This window comes from Roseateles hydrophilus, assembly GCF_026712245.1.
In the GTDB taxonomy this organism is placed as follows: Bacteria; Pseudomonadota; Gammaproteobacteria; order Burkholderiales; family Burkholderiaceae_C; genus Pelomonas; species Pelomonas hydrophilus.
Genome location: NZ_JAPPUY010000004.1, coordinates 68,816 through 86,646, shown reverse-complemented (window position 1 = coordinate 86,646; position 17,831 = coordinate 68,816). Strand labels below are relative to the sequence as shown.

Genomic DNA, 17,831 nt, shown 5'->3' with positions numbered 1-17,831 from the left:
CGAGGGCGTCGGCGTGGGAACAGTCAGCGGTTGGGTGAAGGCGTGCGTGGGCGCAGTCGCGGTCGTGCTGCTGGCCGGCTGCAACAACAGCCCGCATCCGCACGGCGCCGAGCGCGAGAACACGCTCTACATGGCCTTCGCCGAGCGCTCGCCGCGCTACCTGGACCCGACGTCCTCCTACGCCGCGCCCGAGAGCACCTATGTCTACGAGATCAGCGAGCCGCCCTACGGCTACCACCCGCTCAAGCGGCCCTACACGCTGATCCCGCGCACGGCCGAGGCGCTGGCCAAGCCCTACTACCTGGACGCCCAAGGCAAGCGCCTGCCCGACGACGCGCCCGACGAGCAGATCGCCGAGGCGGTCTACGACATCGCCATCAAGCCGGGCCTGAAGTGGTCGCCGCACCCCGCGTTCGCGAAGGACGCGCGGGGTGACTACCGCTATCACCAGCTGAAGCCCGGCGAGCTGGGTGACAAGCGCAGCCCGTTCGCGTTCGAGCACCTGGGCACGCGCGAAGTGGTGGCGGCCGACTTCGTCTACGCGCTCAAGCGCCACGCCAGCCCGCGGCTGGAGGCGCCGGTGGCGGCGGTGTTCTCGGAGCACATCATCGGGCTCAAGGACTACATCGCCACGCTCAAGCGCGAGAGCGAGAAGCAGCTGGCCGGCCTGCCCGAGAACCTGGCCGACAAGCCCTTCCTGGACCTGCGCCGCTGGCCGCTGGCCGGCGCCGAGGCCGTCAACGACCACCTGCTGCGTATCCGCCTGAAAGGCCGCTACCCGCAGTGGCAGTACTGGCTGGCCACCACGTTCACCGCGGCCATCCCGTGGGAGGTGGATGCCTTCTACGCCCAGCCCGGCATGGCGACCAACTCCATGAGCTGGAACCAGTGGCCGGTGGGCACGGGCGCCTTCATGATGACCGAGTACGTGCAGGACCGCCGGCACGTGATGAGCCGCAACCCCCACTACCGGCACGAAACCTACCCTTGCGACGGCAGCCCCGGCGACGCCGAGGCCGGCCTGCTGGCCGACTGCGGCAAGCCCTTGCCCTTCGTCGACAAGGTCGTCGCGATCAATGTGAAGGAGGCGGTGCCGCGCAAGGAGTTGTTCAAGCAGGGCTACCTGGACCTGCCCGAGATGGACCGCTCGGACTGGGGCGTGAACCTGGCCGTGGACCGCGATGACTCCGACGAGGTGAAGCGGTTCTTCCAGGAGCGCGGCTTCCAGCTGCCCATGAACGTGGACATCACGAACTGGTACCTGGGCTTCAACTGGCTGGACCCGGTGGTGGGCCGCGGTGACACGCCCGAGCAGCAGCGCCGCAACCGCGCGCTGCGCCAGGCCATCTCCATCGCCATCGACTGGGAGGAGGGCTACGGCCGCATCTTCCGCGACAAGGGCGGCGATGCCGCACACGGCCCCATCCCGCCGGGCGTGTTCGGGTCCAGGGAGGGCGCGCCGGGCGAGTTCAACCCGGTGACGCACCGGCTGGTGAACGGCAAGGTGCAGCGCCGCCCCATCGAAGACGCTCTCCAGCTGATGAACGAGGCCGGCTACCCTGGCGGCCGCGACGCGAAGACGGGCAAGCCGCTGGTGCTGAACTACGACTTCCAGCGCGTCGTCACGCCCGAGCTGAAGGCTGAGAACGACTGGCTGATCCGCCAGTTCGCCAAGCTGGGCATCCAGCTGGACATCCGCGCGACCGACTTCAACCAGTTTCAGGAAAAGATCCTGAAGGGCAAGCACCAGATCTTCTGGTGGGGCTGGTTCGCGGACTACCCGGACGCCGAGAACTTCCTGTTCCTGCTCTACGGCCCCAACGCCAAGAGCCTGCACGAGGGCGAGAACACCGCGAACTACGCCAACCCCGAGTTCGACCGGCTCTACCGCAAGCTGCAGTCGCTGGAAGACGGCCCCGCGAAGGCCGCCGTGATGGCGACGATGAACGACATCGCCCGCCAGGACGCGCCGTGGGCCTGGGGCTACTGGAGCTACTCGGGCCTGGCCTTCCAGCGCTGGCTGCACAACGGCAAGCCGGGCGTCGTCGTGCGTGACCGCGCCCGCTACTTGCGCGTGGATGTGCAGGAGCGCGCCAGCAGCATCGCCGCGTGGAACCGGCCGGTCTGGTGGCCGCTGCTGGTGCTGGCGGCGGGGGGCCTGGCGATCGCCGTGGCGACGCGCCGCGCGTGGGCCCGCCGCGAGACGGCCACGGCTGTGGCGACGGGGGAGGCCGCCTGATGCTGGGCTTCCTGCTGCGCCGCCTGGGCTATGGCCTGGCCATTCTGGTTGGCGTCAACCTGTTCACCTTCTTCCTGTTCTTCTCGGTCAACACGCCGGATGACATGGCGCGGCTGAACATCGGCGGCAAGCGCGTCACACAGGCGCAGATCGACACTTGGAAGCAGGAGCGCGGCTACGACAAGCCGCTGTACTTCGACGCCGCGAAGACCGGCGTCGAACGGTTCACGCACACCATCCTGTGGGAGCGCTCGGTGAGCCTGTTCGCGCTGGACTTCGGCAAAAGCGACGCGCGGCAGGCCATCAACATCGGCCACGAGGTGAAGGTGCGCATGGGCGTGAGCCTGCAGCTGGCGCTGCCGCTGTTCATCCTGCAGGTCATCGTCAGCGTGGCGTTCTCGCTGCTGCTGGTGTTCTTCCGGCACACGCGCATCGACTTCTGGGGCGTCGTGCTGTGCGTGCTGATGCTGTCCATCAGCAGCCTGTTCTACATCATCGTCGGCCAGTTCCTGTTCGCCCGCGTGCTGAAGCTGGTGCCCATGAACGGCTTCGCGGGCGGGCTGGATGCGGTGCGCTTCCTGGCGCTGCCTATCCTGCTGTCGCTGCTGAGCCGGCTGGGCGGCGAGGCGCGGCTGTACCGCGCGATGTTCCTGGAGGAGATGGGCAAGGACTATGTGCGCACCGCGCGCGCCAAGGGCCTGTCCGAAGGCCGCGTGCTGGGCCGCCATGTGCTGCGCAACGCGCTCATCCCCATCATCACCAGCGCCGGCAGCTACCTGCCGTACGTCTTCCTCGGCAGCTTGGTGTTCGAGAGCTTTTTCGGCATCCCGGGCCTGGGCGCCTTCGTCATCGAGGCCATCACGGGGCAGGACTTCGCCATCGTGCGCACCATGGTCTTCCTCGGTGCGCTGCTCTACATCGCGAGCAATGCGCTGATCGACGTGGCCTACACGTGGGTGGACCCGCGGGTGAGGTTGCAATGAAGTTCGTGCTGCTCTGGACCGACCTCGCGCTGTGGCTGATGGTGGCTGCGGGCGTCGCCTACGCGGTGCGCGTGCGCGGCCAGGCCCACCTGCGCGCCACCTGGCAACGCGTGCTGCGCGACCCGGTCGCGGCGAGTGCCGGCGTCATCATGGCGCTGTTCCTGTTGCTCACGCTGATCGACAGCATCCACATCCGCCGCGCGCTGGAGACGGGTGACGGGGCCACCGTCTACGACACGCGCACGCTGTCTGCGCTGGACCTGCTGCTGGCGCGGCAACTCGAGATGCGCGAGGTCAGCTACTCGGTGCCGCTGGGCACGCATGGGTTCAACAAGGAAAGCATCGTCGACGCGCAAGGGCAGGCCGGCCGTGACTATCCGCGCCTGAAGTTCGGCGGCGCGCATCTGGCCGACCCGGCCACGCAATGGGCGGGCGACGTGGTCCGCCGCGCCGCGCTGGGGCTGGCCGGCGGCCTGGCCGTCGCCGCGCTGCTCGTCGGGCTGACGGCCGCCGCGCTGGCCCGCCAGCACCACGGCTGGCGCCACGCGCTGGCCGACCTGGCCGCGGACCGCACCTTCTACCCGCTGCGCGCCGTGCTCATCACGCTGACCGTCGTGCTGCTGCTGGCCGGCTCGGCCCTCGCGCTGATGCCGCACTACCACGTGCTCGGCACCGACCGCACCGGCAACGACGTGCTGGTGCAGGCGCTGAAGAGCGTGCGCACGGCCTTCGTCATCGGCGCGCTGTCCACGCTGGCCACGCTGCCGTTGGCACTGCTGTTGGGTGTGCTGGCTGGCTACTACAAGGGCTGGGTCGATGAAGCCATCCAGTACGTCTACACGACGCTGAGCTCCGTGCCCAACGTGCTGCTCATCGCCGCCTGCGTGCTGATGGTGCAGGTGTACTTCGACAAGAACCCCGACGTGTTCGAGACGGCGCTGGAGCGGGCCGACCTGAAGATGCTGATGCTGTGCGTCATCCTGGGTCTGACCGGCTGGGCGGGCCTGTGCCGCCTGGTACGCGCCGAGACCTTGAAGCTGCGCGAGTTGGACTACGTGCAGGCCGCCACGGCCTTCGGCGTGGGCGACGCGGCCATCATGGCGCGCCACATCCTGCCCAACGTGATGCACCTGGTGCTCATCACCGTCGTGCTGAGCTTCTCTGAACTGATCCTGTACGAAGCCGTGCTGACCTACGTGGGCGTGGGCGTGGACCCGACGACCAGCAGCTTCGGCAGCATGATCAATCTGGCCCGCAACGAGATGTCGCGCGACCCGGTCGTCTGGTGGAGCTTCGCCGCGGCCTTTGGCTTCATGGTGAGCCTGGTGCTGGCCGCCAACCTGTTTGCCGACGGCGTGCGCGATGCGTTCGACCCCAAGGCTCGCTCGGCCCGGCCGCGCGTCTTCCGCAGGCGAGGGGCGGACCATGCTTGAGATTGCCGACCTGCGCGTGCAGCTCGATGCCGAAGCGGGCCTGGTGCGCGCCATCGACGGCATGCGGCTGACGCTGGCGCGCGGCGAGACCTTTGCGCTGGTCGGTGAGAGCGGCTGCGGCAAGAGCATGACGGCGTTGGCGCTGATGCGACTGCTGCCCGAGAACGGCCGCGTGGCCGGCGGCGCGGTGATGCTGGACGGCCAGAACCTGCTGGCGCTGCCCGAGCGCCACATGCGCGACGTGCGCGGCGGCCGTGTGTCCATGATCTTCCAGGAGCCTGCGACCAGCCTGAACCCGGTGATGCGCGTGGGCGACCAGATCGTCGAGGCCATCGAGGCCCACACCGAGCTGCGCGGCGCCGCGGCGCGCGCCAAGGCCATCGACTGGCTGAAGCGCGTGGGCATTCCCGAGCCCGAGCGCCGGGTGGACGACTACCCGTTCCGGCTGTCCGGCGGCCAGAAGCAGCGCGTGATGATCGCCATCGCGCTGGCTGCCGAGCCCGACTTCCTCATCGCCGACGAGCCGACGACGGCGCTGGACGTCACCATCCAGGCGCAGATCCTGGACCTCATCCGCGACCTGCAGCGCGAGCGCCAGCTGGGCGTGCTGCTGATCACGCACGACCTGGCCGTCGTCAGCGGCATGGCCCATCGCGTCGCGCTGATGTATGCCGGTCAAATCATCGAGGTGGCCCCGGCGGCCGAGTTCTTCGCAAGCCCGAAACACCCCTACGCTCGGCTGCTGCTGCAGGCGCTGCCCGATGCCGCGCGCCGCGGCGAGCCGCTGGCCGCCATTGCCGGCACCGTGCCGCCGCTGTGGCTGGACTTTGCCGGCTGCCGCTTCGCGCCGCGCTGCGACAAGGCCATGGCGCACTGCGCCGGCACGCTGCCCGTGCTGACCGAGGGGGGGCCGCAGCACCAGGTGCGCTGCCTGCTCTACAGCCAGCCCGGCGACGCGCTGCCGCGCCCGCCGGTGCAGCCGCGTGTCACGCCGCCGCAGCCGCCCCAGCAGGCCGCGCCGCTGCTGGATGTGCGCGACCTGCGCGTGCGCTTCCCGCTGAAAGCGCCGCTGTTCCACCGCGGCCCGCGCCATTTCGATGCGGTCGATGGCGTCAGCTACCAGCTGCATGCCGGCCGCACGCTGGCGCTGGTGGGCGAGTCCGGCTGCGGCAAGACGACGTCCGGCAAGGCCATCGTGCAACTGCTGCGCCGCCAGGCGCAGATCAGCGGCCAGGCGCTGTTTGACGGGCAGGACCTGTTCCAGCTGTCGGGCCCCGCGCTGGTGCAGGCGCGCCGCAGCGTTCAGATCATCTTCCAGGATCCGTTCGCGTCGCTGAACCCGCGCATGCGTGTGGCCGATGTGCTGGAGGAAGGCCTCATCGCGCTGCGGCCCGAGCTGGACGCCACGGCCCGCCGTGAGCGCCTGCACAGGTTGGTCGATCAGGTCGGCCTGCGCCGCGACGCGCTGCAGCGCTGGCCGCACGAGTTCTCCGGCGGCCAGCGCCAGCGTATCGCCATCGCCCGTGCGCTGGCCGTGGAGCCTCGCCTCATCGTTTGCGACGAGCCGACGTCCGCGCTGGACGTGTCGGTGCAGGCGCAAATTCTGAATTTGCTGCGCGACTTGCAGCGCGAGCAGGGGCTGGCCTACCTGTTCATCACGCACAACATCGGCGTCGTCGAATACATCGCCGACGACATCGCCGTCATGCAGCGCGGCCGCATCGTGGAGCAGGGCGACTGCGCCGCCGTGCTGGAGCAGCCGACCCAGGCCTACACCCGTGATCTGCTGGCCGCCGTGCCTCGGTTGGGCGGTCTGGTTGCGTCGCAAAAAGGCAACGGCTAGGGAATTTACTCTAGGGGATGTAACGTCTGGAAACCCAATTGAATCAATGGGTTGCGGCGACATTCTGCGGTGCTAGGTGCATTCACGGGGCGGGTCGCATGTTGCACCCGCACAAACTGCGGCACCCCAATCTGAGCCCACCGCTCAGGCCAAGGAGCGACCCGCACCCCGGGTCAGTGCCGCCACGTTATCGGGCGGGCCCGTTGTCTCTTCAGGAGAGTCCATGTTCAAAGTCACCCTCATCAGCAGCGCCATCCTGGCCCTGACAGCCGGCGCCGCCGTCGCGCAGGAATCCCAGAAGCTTGAGCGCATCCAGGTCACCGGTTCCAGCATCAAGCGTGTCGAGTCCGAAACGGCGCTGCCCGTGACGGTCATCTCGCGTGACGCCATCGAGAAGTCCGGCGCCGTCAACGTTGAAGACATCCTGCGTCGCCTGTCGGTGAATTCCGCGCAGCTGTCCGACTCCACACAGGGCGCCGGCTATGCCACCAGCAACGCCAACCTGCGCGGCCTGGGCGCCAACTCCACGCTGGTGCTGCTGAACGGCCGCCGCCTGGCCGGTCACCCCTTCGGCTCCATCGGCGGCTCGGTCGCGGTGGACCTGAACAGCATCCCCTTCGCCGCCATCGAGCGCATCGAAGTGCTGCGTGACGGTGCTTCCGCCATCTACGGCACGGACGCCGTTGCTGGCGTCATCAACTTCATCACCCGCAAGGACTACGACAAGGGTGAGCTGACCGTCCGCTACGGCGCCCCCGAGAAGAACGTCGGCGGCAAGGAGCATGGCGGCTCGGTCGCCTTCGGTACCGGCAATCTGGACAAGGACGGCTACAACTTCCTGGTCACCGCCAACATCAAGGAACAGACCCGCCTGGAAGCGGCCAAGCAGGGCTGGTACTGGCGCCATGCCACCGAAGTGCCGGGCTCCATCCCCCCGACCTCGTTCCGTGCCTACCCCGGTCGCCTGATGGATCTGGGCATCAGCCCCGGTGCTTACACAAACCCGGGCGCCAACATGGCGGCTTGCGACCCTGCCAACACGGTTGTGCAGACCGCGGCGGGCAAGACGCCGAGCGGCGATCCCGTGCTGCGTTGCCGCGCCGTTTACGCTGCCATGCTGGACAACCTGCCTGACAGCACCAAGACCGACCTGTTCGCCCGCGGCACCTTCCGCATCGATGCGGACAACCAGTGGTTCGTTGAGGCCTCGGCTGCGCGCAATCACACGACCGGTCGCGCAGCCCCGACGCCGATCGACGGTTCCGCGATGAAGGTGGGTGCCGACGGCAACTACCCGAACGTGCTGATGCCCGTCACCAGCAAGTACTTTCCGACGGCGCTGCTGACCCGTCTGGGTTACACGCCGGCCGACTATGTGTCGGCCACCATCAATGGCGTCGGTTACACCGAGATCGCTTACCGCTCGCTGGACCGCGGCAACCGTGTCAGCGACAACACCAACGAGCAGTACCGCGTCGTCGTTGGCGCCACGGGCCTGTTCTCGGGCTGGGATTACGACATCGGCCTGAACGTCGCCCAAGCCCGCGGTACGCTGAATTACAGCGGCTACTTGCTGCAGGAGCCGTTCCTGGCCGCCATGAAGACCGGCAACGTCAACCCCTTCGGCCCGAACGACGCCGCAGGCGTCGCGCTGCTGGACGGTGCCGCGCTGGAAGGCAAGGTTCGCCAGTCGAAGGGCACCACCATGGTGCTGGACGCCAAGGTCAGCCGCGAGCTGATGAAGATGGACGGCGGCATGGCGGCCATCGCCATGGGCATCGACCTGCGCCGCGAGAAGGCTGACGACAAGCCGACCAACATCGAGTACTCGAAGGGCTCGCATATCGGTGGTGAGGGCTCCGTGCCCGCCACGTCGGCCAGCCGCAGCATCTCGGCGATCTACAGCGAACTGTCGATGCCCGTCTTGAAGGGCTTCGAAGTCGCTGTCGCCGCGCGCTATGACAAGTACAGCGACTTCGGTGGCAGCTTCAACCCGCGCGTTGCGCTGCGTTACCAGCCGACGAAGGAGCTGCTGTTCCGCACAAGCACCGGCACGGGCTTCCGTGCACCGACGCTGTGGGACGTCAACAGCCCCGTGTCCAACACCAACACGGCCGACCCGCAGGTGGACCCGGATTGCCCGGCTGGCAAGTCGGACAGCCCGCTGTGCAACACGCAGTTCAACGTGCAGCTGTCCAGCTCCAAGGCCCTGAAGCCCGAGAAGAGCCGTCAGTTCGCGTTTGGTGCGGTGTTCGAGCCGGTGCGTGATCTGAGTATCGCGGTCGACTACTGGGCCATCCTGAAGAAGGATCAGATCGGCGTCATCTCCGGTGACACGCTGATGGCTGAGCCCGGCCTGTATGCGCAGTACAAGAACCGCGTGAAGCGCACGTCGGCGGGCTTCATCTCGTACATCGAGACGCCTGTTGAGAATCTGGGCGAGCTGCGCACCTCGGGCCTCGACATCGACATCAAGTCGGCCGTGCGTCTGGGCAGCCTTGGCCGCTTGGGTATCGGCTTTGCGTCCACCTACACGCTGAAGTACGAACTGCAGAACGGCAAGGGTCTGCCGTTCACCGACTACGTCGGCAAGTCCCTGGGCGGCAACCCGCCGGTGCCGGAATGGCAGCACACGCTGTCGTTCGACTGGACGATGGGTTCCTGGAACGTCGCGCTGGAGAACGTGTTCACCAAGGGCTGGGAAGAGTCGGCCGCGGTGGTCAACACCAACCTCGGCGTGGACGCGCCCTACCAAGTCAAGGACACCAGCCGCTGGAACCTGGCCGTCAGCTATCGCGGCTTCAAGGACCTGCGCCTGACGGTCGGTGCCCGCAATGCCTTCGACCAGGATCCGCCGTTCGTCGCGTCGTCCAGCTACGGCTCGCACGCCGCTGGCTTCGCCGGCTCGTTCGCCGACCCGCGCGGCCGCTTCATCTACGGCTCGGTGACCTACCAGTTCAAGTGAAGCCGTTGACCCGCCGGGCCCAGGCTCGGTGGTCTCAGGAAAGGGCGTGCCAGGCACGCCCTTTTTTTTCGTGCCGCGTCGGCATGCGGCTGGCGTGCGTGTGCCGCGGCACATGGTTCCCGCGCAGCCTGCCCATGTAATCAGCCTGTTTTACTTGTCCGGGTTAGCCCCAGGCGAAGGGCTGATCCCCAGGGCTAAGATGCCGCCCAGGCCAAGTTTGGCCGTGCGGTGCAGCGTTGCTGTTCCCTGTTCGTGGCGAAGAAACACATGCCCGACGGCTCAGGCCACCGGGCGTTTTTTTTGTCAGTACGGGTGCATAGCAAGCTTGCCGTCAGGACAGACTGCGTGTTTTCGACGATGCGGGAGCGCGCTCCACGGCATCTAGAATGCACGACCTTCGGGAGCACGCAGGCGGGCGGGACGCAACTTCCCCCGTTCAGCAGTGGCCGCATTCCTGAAAGAAGTCATCGACTGTGATTTGTAGTTGCAAGAAGGAGCGCGCATGAATTTTGCGCAGGAGAAGCAGGGCGCGTCCCGGTTCACGGGCTTCGGCATCGTGATCCTGATCCACGTCGTGGCCATCTACGCGCTGGCCAGCGGCCTGGCCAAGGACATCGTGAAGAAGGTCACCGGCCCCATCGAGACCAAGGTCATCGAGGAGCCGGTCAAGCCGCCGCCGCCGCCCGAGAAGGTCGTGCCGCCTCCGCCGGACATGAAGGCGCCCCCGCCGCCGTTCGTGCCCCCGCCTGAGTTCCAGGTCACGGCACCCGCGCCGCCGGCGCCCGCCATCCAGTCGACGCAGGTTGCGCCGCCTGCTGCGCAGGAAGTGCGCCCGGCCCCGCCGCCGGCTCCGGCTGCACCGCCGGCAGCACCCAAGCCCACCGGCAAGATCACGGCCGGCATGGTGTGTACCAAGATGGGCCGCCCGGAGGCGCCGTCGGTCAACTGGAGCGGTGAAGCGCTGTACAAGGCGGTTGCAACCGTGAAGGCCGGTCGTGTGACGTCCGTGGAGATCACCCCGCTGCGTGGCGGCGTCGATCGCAAGGCGCAGCGCGCGCTGGTCCAGGAGATCACCCGCACGCTGCAAGAAACTTACGAATGCCCGGGCGACCACGTGTTCGAGCAGGAGTTCCAGTTCAAGATCGACTGACCGTCGGCATGAACTACGCGCCAGTCAGGCGCTTCCAGAACCTACCAAACCAGAATTTTTCCCTAGGAGTTGACTCCATGATTTCTCGTATCACCGGCTTCCTGGCCACCATCGCCATGGTCGCGACCCTGGCTGTTTCGCCCGCCCATGCGCAAGACCAGCAGCCGGCCGGCGCCGCTTCGGCAGCCGCCGTTGACGCAGCGCCCGTCGCCGCTCCTGCCGCTGCCGCTTCGGCCGCTGCCGAGAATCCGTACAGCCTGGGCAACATCATTGCCCACGGCAACGTGGTCGACCAGGTCGTGCTGGCCATCCTGGCCATCATGTCCATGGGCTCGTGGTACATCCTGGTGGTCCGTCTGTGGGACACCAGCAAGCTGTCGTCGGAAGCCAAGGAAGTCCGCGCCACTTTCTTCAAGAAGGCCAGCCTGGCTGACGGCGTCAAGGGCCTGAAGGAAGAAAGCGCCTTCCGCTACATCGCCACCACCGCCATCGAGGCCTCGGAGCACCACGAAGGCGCCCTGACCGAGAACATCGACCACAGCAGCTGGGTGACGATGAACGTCGACCGCGCCGTCGCCGACGTCAACACCAAGATCTCGTCGGGCCTGGGCTTCCTGGCTACCGTCGGTTCGACCTCGCCCTTCATCGGCCTGTTCGGTACCGTGTGGGGCATTCTGAACGCGCTGACCGCCATCGGTGTTGCCGGCCAGGCTTCCATCGACAAGGTGGCTGGCCCCGTGGGCGCCGCGCTGATCATGACCGCCATCGGTCTGGTCGTCGCTGTGCCGGCCGTGCTGGGCTACAACTGGCTGGTCAACCGCAACAAGGCTGTCATGGCTCAGGTCCGCTCGTTCGCCGGCGACCTGCATGGCGTGCTGATGGGCAACCGCGCTGTCGCCAAGCGCTAATCCCTGAGCTGAAGCTCGTACAGGAGCCAATGCCATGGGCATGAACGTCGGATCCTCTTCCGGCGAGGACGAAGTCAATGCAACCATCAACACCACGCCCCTCGTGGACGTGATGTTGGTGATGCTGATCATCTTCCTCATCACCGTGCCGGTGGTGACGCAGACGGTGGCGGTCAACCTTCCCAAGGAGACCAACATCATCCGTGTCACCAAGCCGGAGAACATTGAAATCTCGGTCAGCAAGGACGGCGACGTCTACTGGAACACCAAGCTGATTCCTGACATGGAGGAGCTGGTGCAGCGCCTTGGTAAGGAATCGGTGAAGAATCCGCAGCCCGAGGTGCACGTCCGCGGCGACGACAAGTCGCGTTACGAGTCGGTTGGTCGCGTGATCTACGCCGCGCAACGCGCCGGCATCATGAAGGTCAACTTCGTGACCGAGCCGCCGTCGCGCGGTGGTTGATCCCGGGAGTCAAGCATGGGAATGAATGTTGGAAGTTCGTCGGGGAGCAGCGAGCCTGAAGTCCTGATGGACGTCAATACGACGCCGCTGATCGACGTGATGCTGGTGCTGCTGGTGATGCTGATCATCACCATCCCCATCCAGCTGCACACGATCAATCTGGACATGCCGCCGCCGAGCAATCAGCCGCCGCAGCAGGACCCGGTGGTGCACACCGTCATGATCGACTTTGACGGCACGGTCTACTGGGATGCGGATGCGCTGCCCAACATCGACGCGGTCAACGCCAAGATGCAGGAGATCGGTGCGAAGAACCTCAGCGAGCAGCCAGAGGTTCACATCAAGCCGAACAAGCTCGTCGACTATGGCGTGGTGGCTGCGGTGATGGCTTCGGCCCAGCGCAACAACGTCAAGAAGATGGGCATGGTGGGTAACGAGCAATACGTCAAGTGACGTGGGCTCGGGCCAGCTGACGCCGAAACTTTGAGCGCGCTGCCCGGAAGGGCGGCGCGTTTTTGCTTTGCAGGAGAGCAAATTGAAGACTTTGAAAACCGTGGTGGCCGTCGCCGTTGGCGCCCTGGCCCTGACTTTGAACGGTGCGCCCGGTGCCGAGTTCGGCATCAGCCAAGCAAGCGCTCAGGAAACGGTGCGCAAGGAAGTTGGCGCCCCGCTGGGTGAGGCGAGCAAGCTGTACAAGGCCGGCAAGCACAAGGAGGCGCTGGCCAAGCTGCGCGATGCCGACGCCGTGGCCAACCGCACGCCGGGTGAGAACTTCGCCATTGAAGGCCTGCGTTTCTCGGCCGCGATGGGCGCCGGCGATGCCGACACCATGACGCGCTCGTTCGACGTGCTCAAGGCCAAGCTGGGCGGCCCGCAGCAGCTGCAGTACATGGAAGCCATTGCCGGTACCTACCTGCGCGCCAACAACGCCCCCAAGGCCTTGGAATGGGCCAACAAGTACTTCGCGGCCGGTGGCAACAGTCCCACGGTCAAGCAGGTGCAGCAGCAGGCGCAGTTCAAGTCTGGCGACATGACCGCTGTGCTCAAGGACACGCTGGCTGAAATCCAGTCGGAAGAGAAGGCCGGCCGTGCGCCGACCCAGGACAAGCTCAACATCCTGCTGTTCGCAGCACAGAAGAAGGGCGACCTTGCGACGGAGTCGTACGCTGTCGAGCGTCTGCTGAACTACTACCCGCGCAAGGAGCTGTGGGCCCAGGTGCTGGGCGGCTTGCAGGGCAAGAAGGGCTTCGCGGCCCGCTTCTCGCTGGACGTCTATCGTCTGCAGCTGGCCACGGGCAACCTGAAGACGGCCGACGACTACATGGAGATGGCCCAACTCGCCGCCCAGGCCGGCTATCCGGACGAAGGCAAGAAAGTCGTCGAACAGGGCCTGGCCGCCAACGTCCTCGGCCAGGGCGCCGAAGGTGCGCGCCACAAGCGCCTGCTGGACCTGATGGTCAAGAAGTCCAACGAGGCCAAGGCTGATGCCGCCAACGCCGAGAAGGTGGCGAGCGATGCCAGGACGGGTGACGAACTGGTCAAGCTGGGCCTGTCGCGCGTGTTTGCGGGCGACAAGGCCGGCGGCCTGAAGCTGGTGGACGCTGGGGGGGCCAAGGGCAACTTCACGCGCGCCGACGACGTCAAGTTCTACCAGGGCCTGGCGTACTTCAATGCCGGCGAAGCCAGCAAGGCGCAGTCCATCTGGCGTGGCGTCAAGGGCACCGACGGCTCCGGCGAACTCGCGCGCCTGTGGGGCGTGCACGCGCGCAGCGCCAAGAAGTAATCCTTGCTGCGCGTACAGAACAAAAGGCCCCTCGGGGCCTTTTTTCATGGGCGCGCAGCAGCGTGGATCACTTCGGCGCCATGCGGATGGCGCCGTCCAGACGGATGACCTCGCCGTTGAGCATGTCGTTGGTGATGATCTGGTGCACCAGCTTGGCATAGTCGTCCGGGCGGCCCAGGCGGCTGGGGAAGGGCACGCTGGCGGCCAGCGCATCCTGCACCTCCTGCGGCATGCCGAACAGCATGGGTGTGCCGAAGATGCCCGGTGCAATCGTCATGTTGCGGATGCCGCTGCGCGCGAGGTCGCGGGCGATGGGCAGCGTCATGGCCACCACACCGCCCTTGGACGCGGCATAGGCCGCCTGACCGATCTGCCCGTCGTAGGCGGCCACCGAGGCGGTGGAGATCAGCACGCCGCGCTCGCCGGTGGCTTCGGGCTCGTTCTTGGCCATCGCATCCGCGGCCAGGCGGATCATGTTGAAGGTGCCGATCAAGTTGACGTTGATGGTTTTCGTGAAGTTGGCCAGCGGGTGGGCGCCGTCCTTGCCGACGGTCTTCGCCGCCGAGGCGATGCCGGCGCAATTGACCAGCCCCATCAGCTTGCCCATCGAGACTGCGGCCGCAACGGCGGCCTGGCCGTCGGCCTCCTGGCTGACGTCGCACCTGACGAAGCGCCCGCCGAGCTCGGCGGCGAGTTGCTCGCCGCGCTCGACCTGCAGGTCCGCGATGACGACCTTGGCGCCGTGTGCGGTCAGCATGCGAGCCGTGCCTTCGCCGAGGCCCGAGGCGCCGCCGGTGACGATGAACACCTTGCCTGCGATTTCCATGATGAGGATCTCCTGGGTTTGATTGACGTGAACGTCAATTGTCGGCGACAAAAAAGCCGCAGGGCCAGAGCGCTGCGGCTTGTTGGGGCGAGCCGGGCGTTGAAGCCCTGTGCCGGCTCAGCTCAGCGCGGCGAGTGCGCGCTTGGTGATGTCGTCCACCGAGCCGAGGCCTTCGATGCGGCGGTACTTGGGCGCATCGGCGTCGCCCGTGGCGGCCCACTGCGAGTAATAGTCGACCAGCGGGCGCGTCTGTGCGGAGTAAACGTCCAGGCGCTTCTTGACGGTGCCCTCTTCGTCGTCCGGGCGCTGCACGAGGTCCTCGCCGGTCTCGTCGTCCTTGCCTTCCACCTTGGGCGGGTTGAACTTGACGTGGTAGGTGCGGCCCGAGGCCGGGTGCGAGCGGCGGCCGCTCATGCGTTCGATGATGGCGTCGAAGGGCACGTCAATCTCCAGCACAAAGTCCAGCTTGACGCCAGCGGCCTTCATTGCGTCCGCTTGCGGGATCGTGCGGGGGAAGCCGTCGAACAGGAAGCCTGCGGCGCAATCGGCTTGCGCGATGCGCTCCTTGACCAGCGCGATGATCAGGTCGTCGCTGACCAGGCCGCCCGCCTTCATCACGGACTCGGCTTGCTGGCCCAGCGGCGTGCCGGCCTTGACGGCAGCCCTCAGCATGTCGCCAGTCGAGATCTGCGGAATGCCGAATTGCTTGCAGATGAAGGCAGCTTGGGTGCCTTTGCCGGCGCCGGGTGCGCCCAGAAGGATCAGTCGCATGGGTCTCCTCTTGTGTCGGGGCTGTGAAGCAGTCCCGCCTCAACTCAGCGAGGGAGTATCGCACGCGGCCTTGCTGGGGCCTGACGTGCTTGAGGCTGTCAACCCTTGATCAGCAGGCGCACGCGCGCCAGGTCTTCGGGGGTGTCCACGCCTGGCCCGGGCTGCTCGGGGCTGATGTGCACGGCGATGCGTTCACCGTGCCAGAGCACGCGCAGCTGCTCCAGCGATTCGATCTGCTCCAGCGGGCTCACTGCCAGCGTCGGGAAGCGGCGTAGAAAGCCTGCGCGATAGGCGTACAGGCCCACGTGGCGCAGCGCCTGGTTGGGTTGGCCTGCGCCGTCGCGCCACCAGGCGATGGGGGCACGCGAGAAATACAGCGCCCGGCCAGCCTTGTCGGTGACCAGCTTGACGACGTTGGGGTTTGCGAACTCCGCAGGATCCTGCAGCGCGTGGGCCACGGTGGCCATCACGCAGTCGGGCTGTGCGGCCAGCGTGGCAGCGCAGGCATCGATCATCGCGGGCGCGATCAGCGGCTCGTCGCCTTGCACGTTGACGACGGCGGCGTCGTCGGCCAGCCCGAGTTGCTCGACGGCCTCGGCAAGCCGGTCACTGCCGGACGGGTGATCTGCGCGCGTCATGAGCGCCTGTACGCCGTGCGCAGCGCAGGCGGTGGCCACCTCGGGCGCATCCGTGGCGACGACGACGCGCTCCGCGCCGGAGAGCGCCGCGCGCTGCGCGACGCGCACGATCATGGGCAGGCCGCCGATGTCGGCCAGCGGCTTGTTGGGCAGGCGTGTCGAGGCCAGCCGCGCCGGGATGACGACGGTGAAGCTCACGGTGCGAGCGGCAGTGGTGCCGAGACCGCCTCGGGGTCCCAGGGGCGGGCTTCGTTTTCCAGCATCAGCGGGATGCCGTCGCGGATGGGGAAGGCCAGGCGGTCGGCGCGGCAGGCCAGCGCGGGCAGGTCGGCCTCGGCGCCGCGCAGCAGCGTCAGTGGCCCCTTGCACAGCGGGCAGACCAGCATTTCGATCAGTCGTTGATCCATAGCGACGGGAACAGGCGTTGGAGATGGAGATCCAGTGCGGCCGCGAAGCCGGCGCCGGGCGCGAAGTCTAGCGTCACGACCCAGACCGGCATGGTGCCGACGCGATCGGGCGGCAGTTTGACCGCGTCCTTCTCGGTCAGCAGCACGCCGGCGGCGTCGGCGGGCCAGGGCAGGGTGCTGAAGTCGGCATGGTCGGCCAGCGGCAGCGGCGTTGCCTGGATGCCCAGCCCGGCTAGCATGTCGAAGAAGCGCTGGGGCTGCGCGATGCCGGCTGCGGCCACCAGGCCAGGCTGGCCGCGCAAGGCCTGCAGCGTCGCCAGGTCGGCAGCTCGCCCGGCCCACCAGTCCGCCAGCGGCACGGCGCCGGCCAGCTGCCGGGTGCCGACGAAGCCCGGCAGCGCCGTGCTGGGCCGGGGCGCGGTGTACACCACCAGCTCCTGGGCCGTCGGCACGGTGGGCGGCTGGCGCAGCGGGCCGGCGGGCAGCACATGGCCGTTGCCCAGGCCGCGCTCGTCGAAGACCAGCAGGCTCAGGTCGCGGGGCAGCCGCCAGTGCTGCAGGCCGTCATCGCTGACGAGCAACTGCAGTCCGGGTTCGGCGGCCAGCAGTGCGCGGGCCGCAGCCACGCGGTCGCGGCCCACGGCCACCGGCACCCCGGCTCGCAGGTGGATGAGCAGCGGCTCGTCGCCGGCCTGGGCGGCAGTGGACGCGCGGCTGAGCAGGTGCACGTCGTCGCCGTCGCGCCCGTAGCCGCGCGAGATGACGCCGGCCTTGAGGCCGCGGGCCTGCAGCAGGGACAACAGGGCCAGCGTGGTCGGCGTCTTGCCGGCACCGCCGACGATCCAGTTGCCGACGACGATGACGGGCACCGGCAGCGTCTCGACCCGCTTTAGCCCGACGCGGTACGCCAGCCGGCGCAGGGCCAGCAGCGTGCGGTAGAGCGCGCTCAGCGGCAGCAGCGCGGCCGCCAGCGGTCCGCCGGTCAGCCACTCGCGCTGCAGACGGTCACTGAGCGTCGGTTTGGGCGGCGAAGGTGACACGGATCAGGCCCACGCGCCGGGCGGCGTCCATCACGTTGATGACGGCCTGGTGAGGCGTGGCGGCATCGGCCGAAATGATGATCGAGGCCTCGCTGTTGCCGCCCGAGGCCTGCCGCAGCGCGCTGACGAGGATGTCCACCGAGCGGCCCTCGACCGCCTGCTTGTTGATGACGAAGCGGCCATCGGCGGCGATGCCGACGATGACCTCCTGCGGCCGGTCCTTGAGCTTGTCGGCATTGGCCGCCGGCAGCGTGATCTGCAGCTCGGTGAACTTCGAGTACGTCGTCGACAGCATCAGGAAGATCAGGATCACCAGCAGCACGTCGATGAAGGGGATCAGGTTGATCTCCGGCGGCTCGCTTTGCGGTGAGCGGAAGCGCAT

Annotated in this window: 16 protein-coding genes; 10 read left to right on the top strand and 6 right to left on the bottom strand. The window is 67.4% G+C overall.

Annotated features, from left to right (window positions below; all coding sequences use genetic code 11):
* Nucleotides 1-46: 46 nt before the first annotated feature.
* The 10 genes from NYO99_RS15435 to NYO99_RS15390 all read left to right on the top strand — a co-directional run bounded on the left by NYO99_RS15435 (nt 47) and on the right by NYO99_RS15390 (nt 13,767).
* The gene (locus tag NYO99_RS15435) at nt 47-2,239 is read left to right on the top strand and encodes an ABC transporter substrate-binding protein (RefSeq protein ID WP_268168134.1); all 2,193 of its coding nucleotides are present in this window, start codon (nt 47-49) and stop codon (nt 2,237-2,239) included.
* Nucleotides 2,239-3,222: an ABC transporter permease gene (locus NYO99_RS15430; protein ID WP_268168132.1), complete on the top strand. Its 984-nt coding sequence runs from the start codon at nt 2,239-2,241 to the stop codon at nt 3,220-3,222. Before NYO99_RS15435 ends, NYO99_RS15430 begins: the two co-directional genes overlap by 1 nt.
* Nucleotides 3,219-4,655 carry an ABC transporter permease gene (locus tag NYO99_RS15425; protein ID WP_268168131.1) on the top strand — a complete coding sequence of 479 codons (1,437 nt, stop codon included), beginning with the start codon at nt 3,219-3,221 and terminating at the stop codon, nt 4,653-4,655. The genes NYO99_RS15430 and NYO99_RS15425 overlap by 4 nt, the downstream gene beginning before the upstream one ends.
* The gene (locus tag NYO99_RS15420) at nt 4,648-6,498 is read left to right on the top strand and encodes an ABC transporter ATP-binding protein (protein WP_268168130.1); all 1,851 of its coding nucleotides are present in this window, start codon (nt 4,648-4,650) and stop codon (nt 6,496-6,498) included. The genes NYO99_RS15425 and NYO99_RS15420 overlap by 8 nt, the downstream gene beginning before the upstream one ends.
* Before the next feature lie 223 nt (nt 6,499-6,721).
* Complete coding sequence (locus NYO99_RS15415; protein WP_268168129.1) at nt 6,722-9,463, top strand: TonB-dependent receptor plug domain-containing protein; 2,742 nt, start codon at nt 6,722-6,724, stop codon at nt 9,461-9,463.
* A 502-nt stretch (nt 9,464-9,965) separates the two neighbouring features.
* A complete protein-coding gene (locus NYO99_RS15410; protein WP_268168128.1) occupies nt 9,966-10,613 on the top strand; it encodes an ABC transporter substrate-binding protein in 648 nt (215 codons plus the stop codon).
* 77 nt (nt 10,614-10,690) lie between these two features.
* Nucleotides 10,691-11,521 (top strand): MotA/TolQ/ExbB proton channel family protein, encoded by an 831-nt coding sequence (locus tag NYO99_RS15405; RefSeq protein ID WP_268168127.1) that lies wholly within the window; start codon nt 10,691-10,693, stop codon nt 11,519-11,521.
* Between the two features lie 34 nt (nt 11,522-11,555).
* Nucleotides 11,556-11,984: an ExbD/TolR family protein gene (locus NYO99_RS15400; RefSeq protein ID WP_268168126.1), complete on the top strand. Its 429-nt coding sequence runs from the start codon at nt 11,556-11,558 to the stop codon at nt 11,982-11,984.
* A 15-nt stretch (nt 11,985-11,999) separates the two neighbouring features.
* Nucleotides 12,000-12,437, top strand: a complete 438-nt coding sequence (locus tag NYO99_RS15395) for an ExbD/TolR family protein (protein ID WP_268168125.1) — start codon at nt 12,000-12,002, stop codon at nt 12,435-12,437.
* An 82-nt stretch (nt 12,438-12,519) separates the two neighbouring features.
* Entirely contained in the window at nt 12,520-13,767 is a 1,248-nt protein-coding gene (locus NYO99_RS15390; RefSeq protein WP_268168124.1) for a hypothetical protein, read from the top strand.
* 67 nt (nt 13,768-13,834) lie between these two features.
* Here the strand turns inward: NYO99_RS15390 and NYO99_RS15385 are convergent, their stop codons facing one another.
* From NYO99_RS15385 to NYO99_RS15360, 6 genes are all read right to left on the bottom strand, one after another.
* Entirely contained in the window at nt 13,835-14,593 is a 759-nt protein-coding gene (locus tag NYO99_RS15385; protein WP_268168123.1) for a 3-hydroxyacyl-CoA dehydrogenase, read from the bottom strand.
* 117 nt (nt 14,594-14,710) lie between these two features.
* Nucleotides 14,711-15,364, bottom strand: coding sequence for an adenylate kinase (gene adk, locus NYO99_RS15380; protein ID WP_268168122.1), 654 nt, complete (start codon nt 15,362-15,364; stop codon nt 14,711-14,713).
* Nucleotides 15,365-15,462: 98 nt separating this feature from the next.
* Nucleotides 15,463-16,200, bottom strand: coding sequence for a 3-deoxy-manno-octulosonate cytidylyltransferase (gene kdsB / locus NYO99_RS15375; protein WP_268168121.1), 738 nt, complete (start codon nt 16,198-16,200; stop codon nt 15,463-15,465).
* Entirely contained in the window at nt 16,197-16,409 is a 213-nt protein-coding gene (locus tag NYO99_RS15370) for a Trm112 family protein (RefSeq protein WP_268168120.1), read from the bottom strand. The genes kdsB and NYO99_RS15370 overlap by 4 nt, the downstream gene beginning before the upstream one ends.
* A complete protein-coding gene (gene lpxK, locus NYO99_RS15365) occupies nt 16,394-17,449 on the bottom strand; it encodes a tetraacyldisaccharide 4'-kinase (protein ID WP_268168119.1) in 1,056 nt (351 codons plus the stop codon). The genes NYO99_RS15370 and lpxK overlap by 16 nt, the downstream gene beginning before the upstream one ends.
* On the bottom strand, nt 17,415-17,831 hold the full coding sequence (locus NYO99_RS15360) for an ExbD/TolR family protein (RefSeq protein WP_268168118.1): 417 nt from the start codon (nt 17,829-17,831) through the stop codon (nt 17,415-17,417). Before NYO99_RS15360 ends, lpxK begins: the two co-directional genes overlap by 35 nt.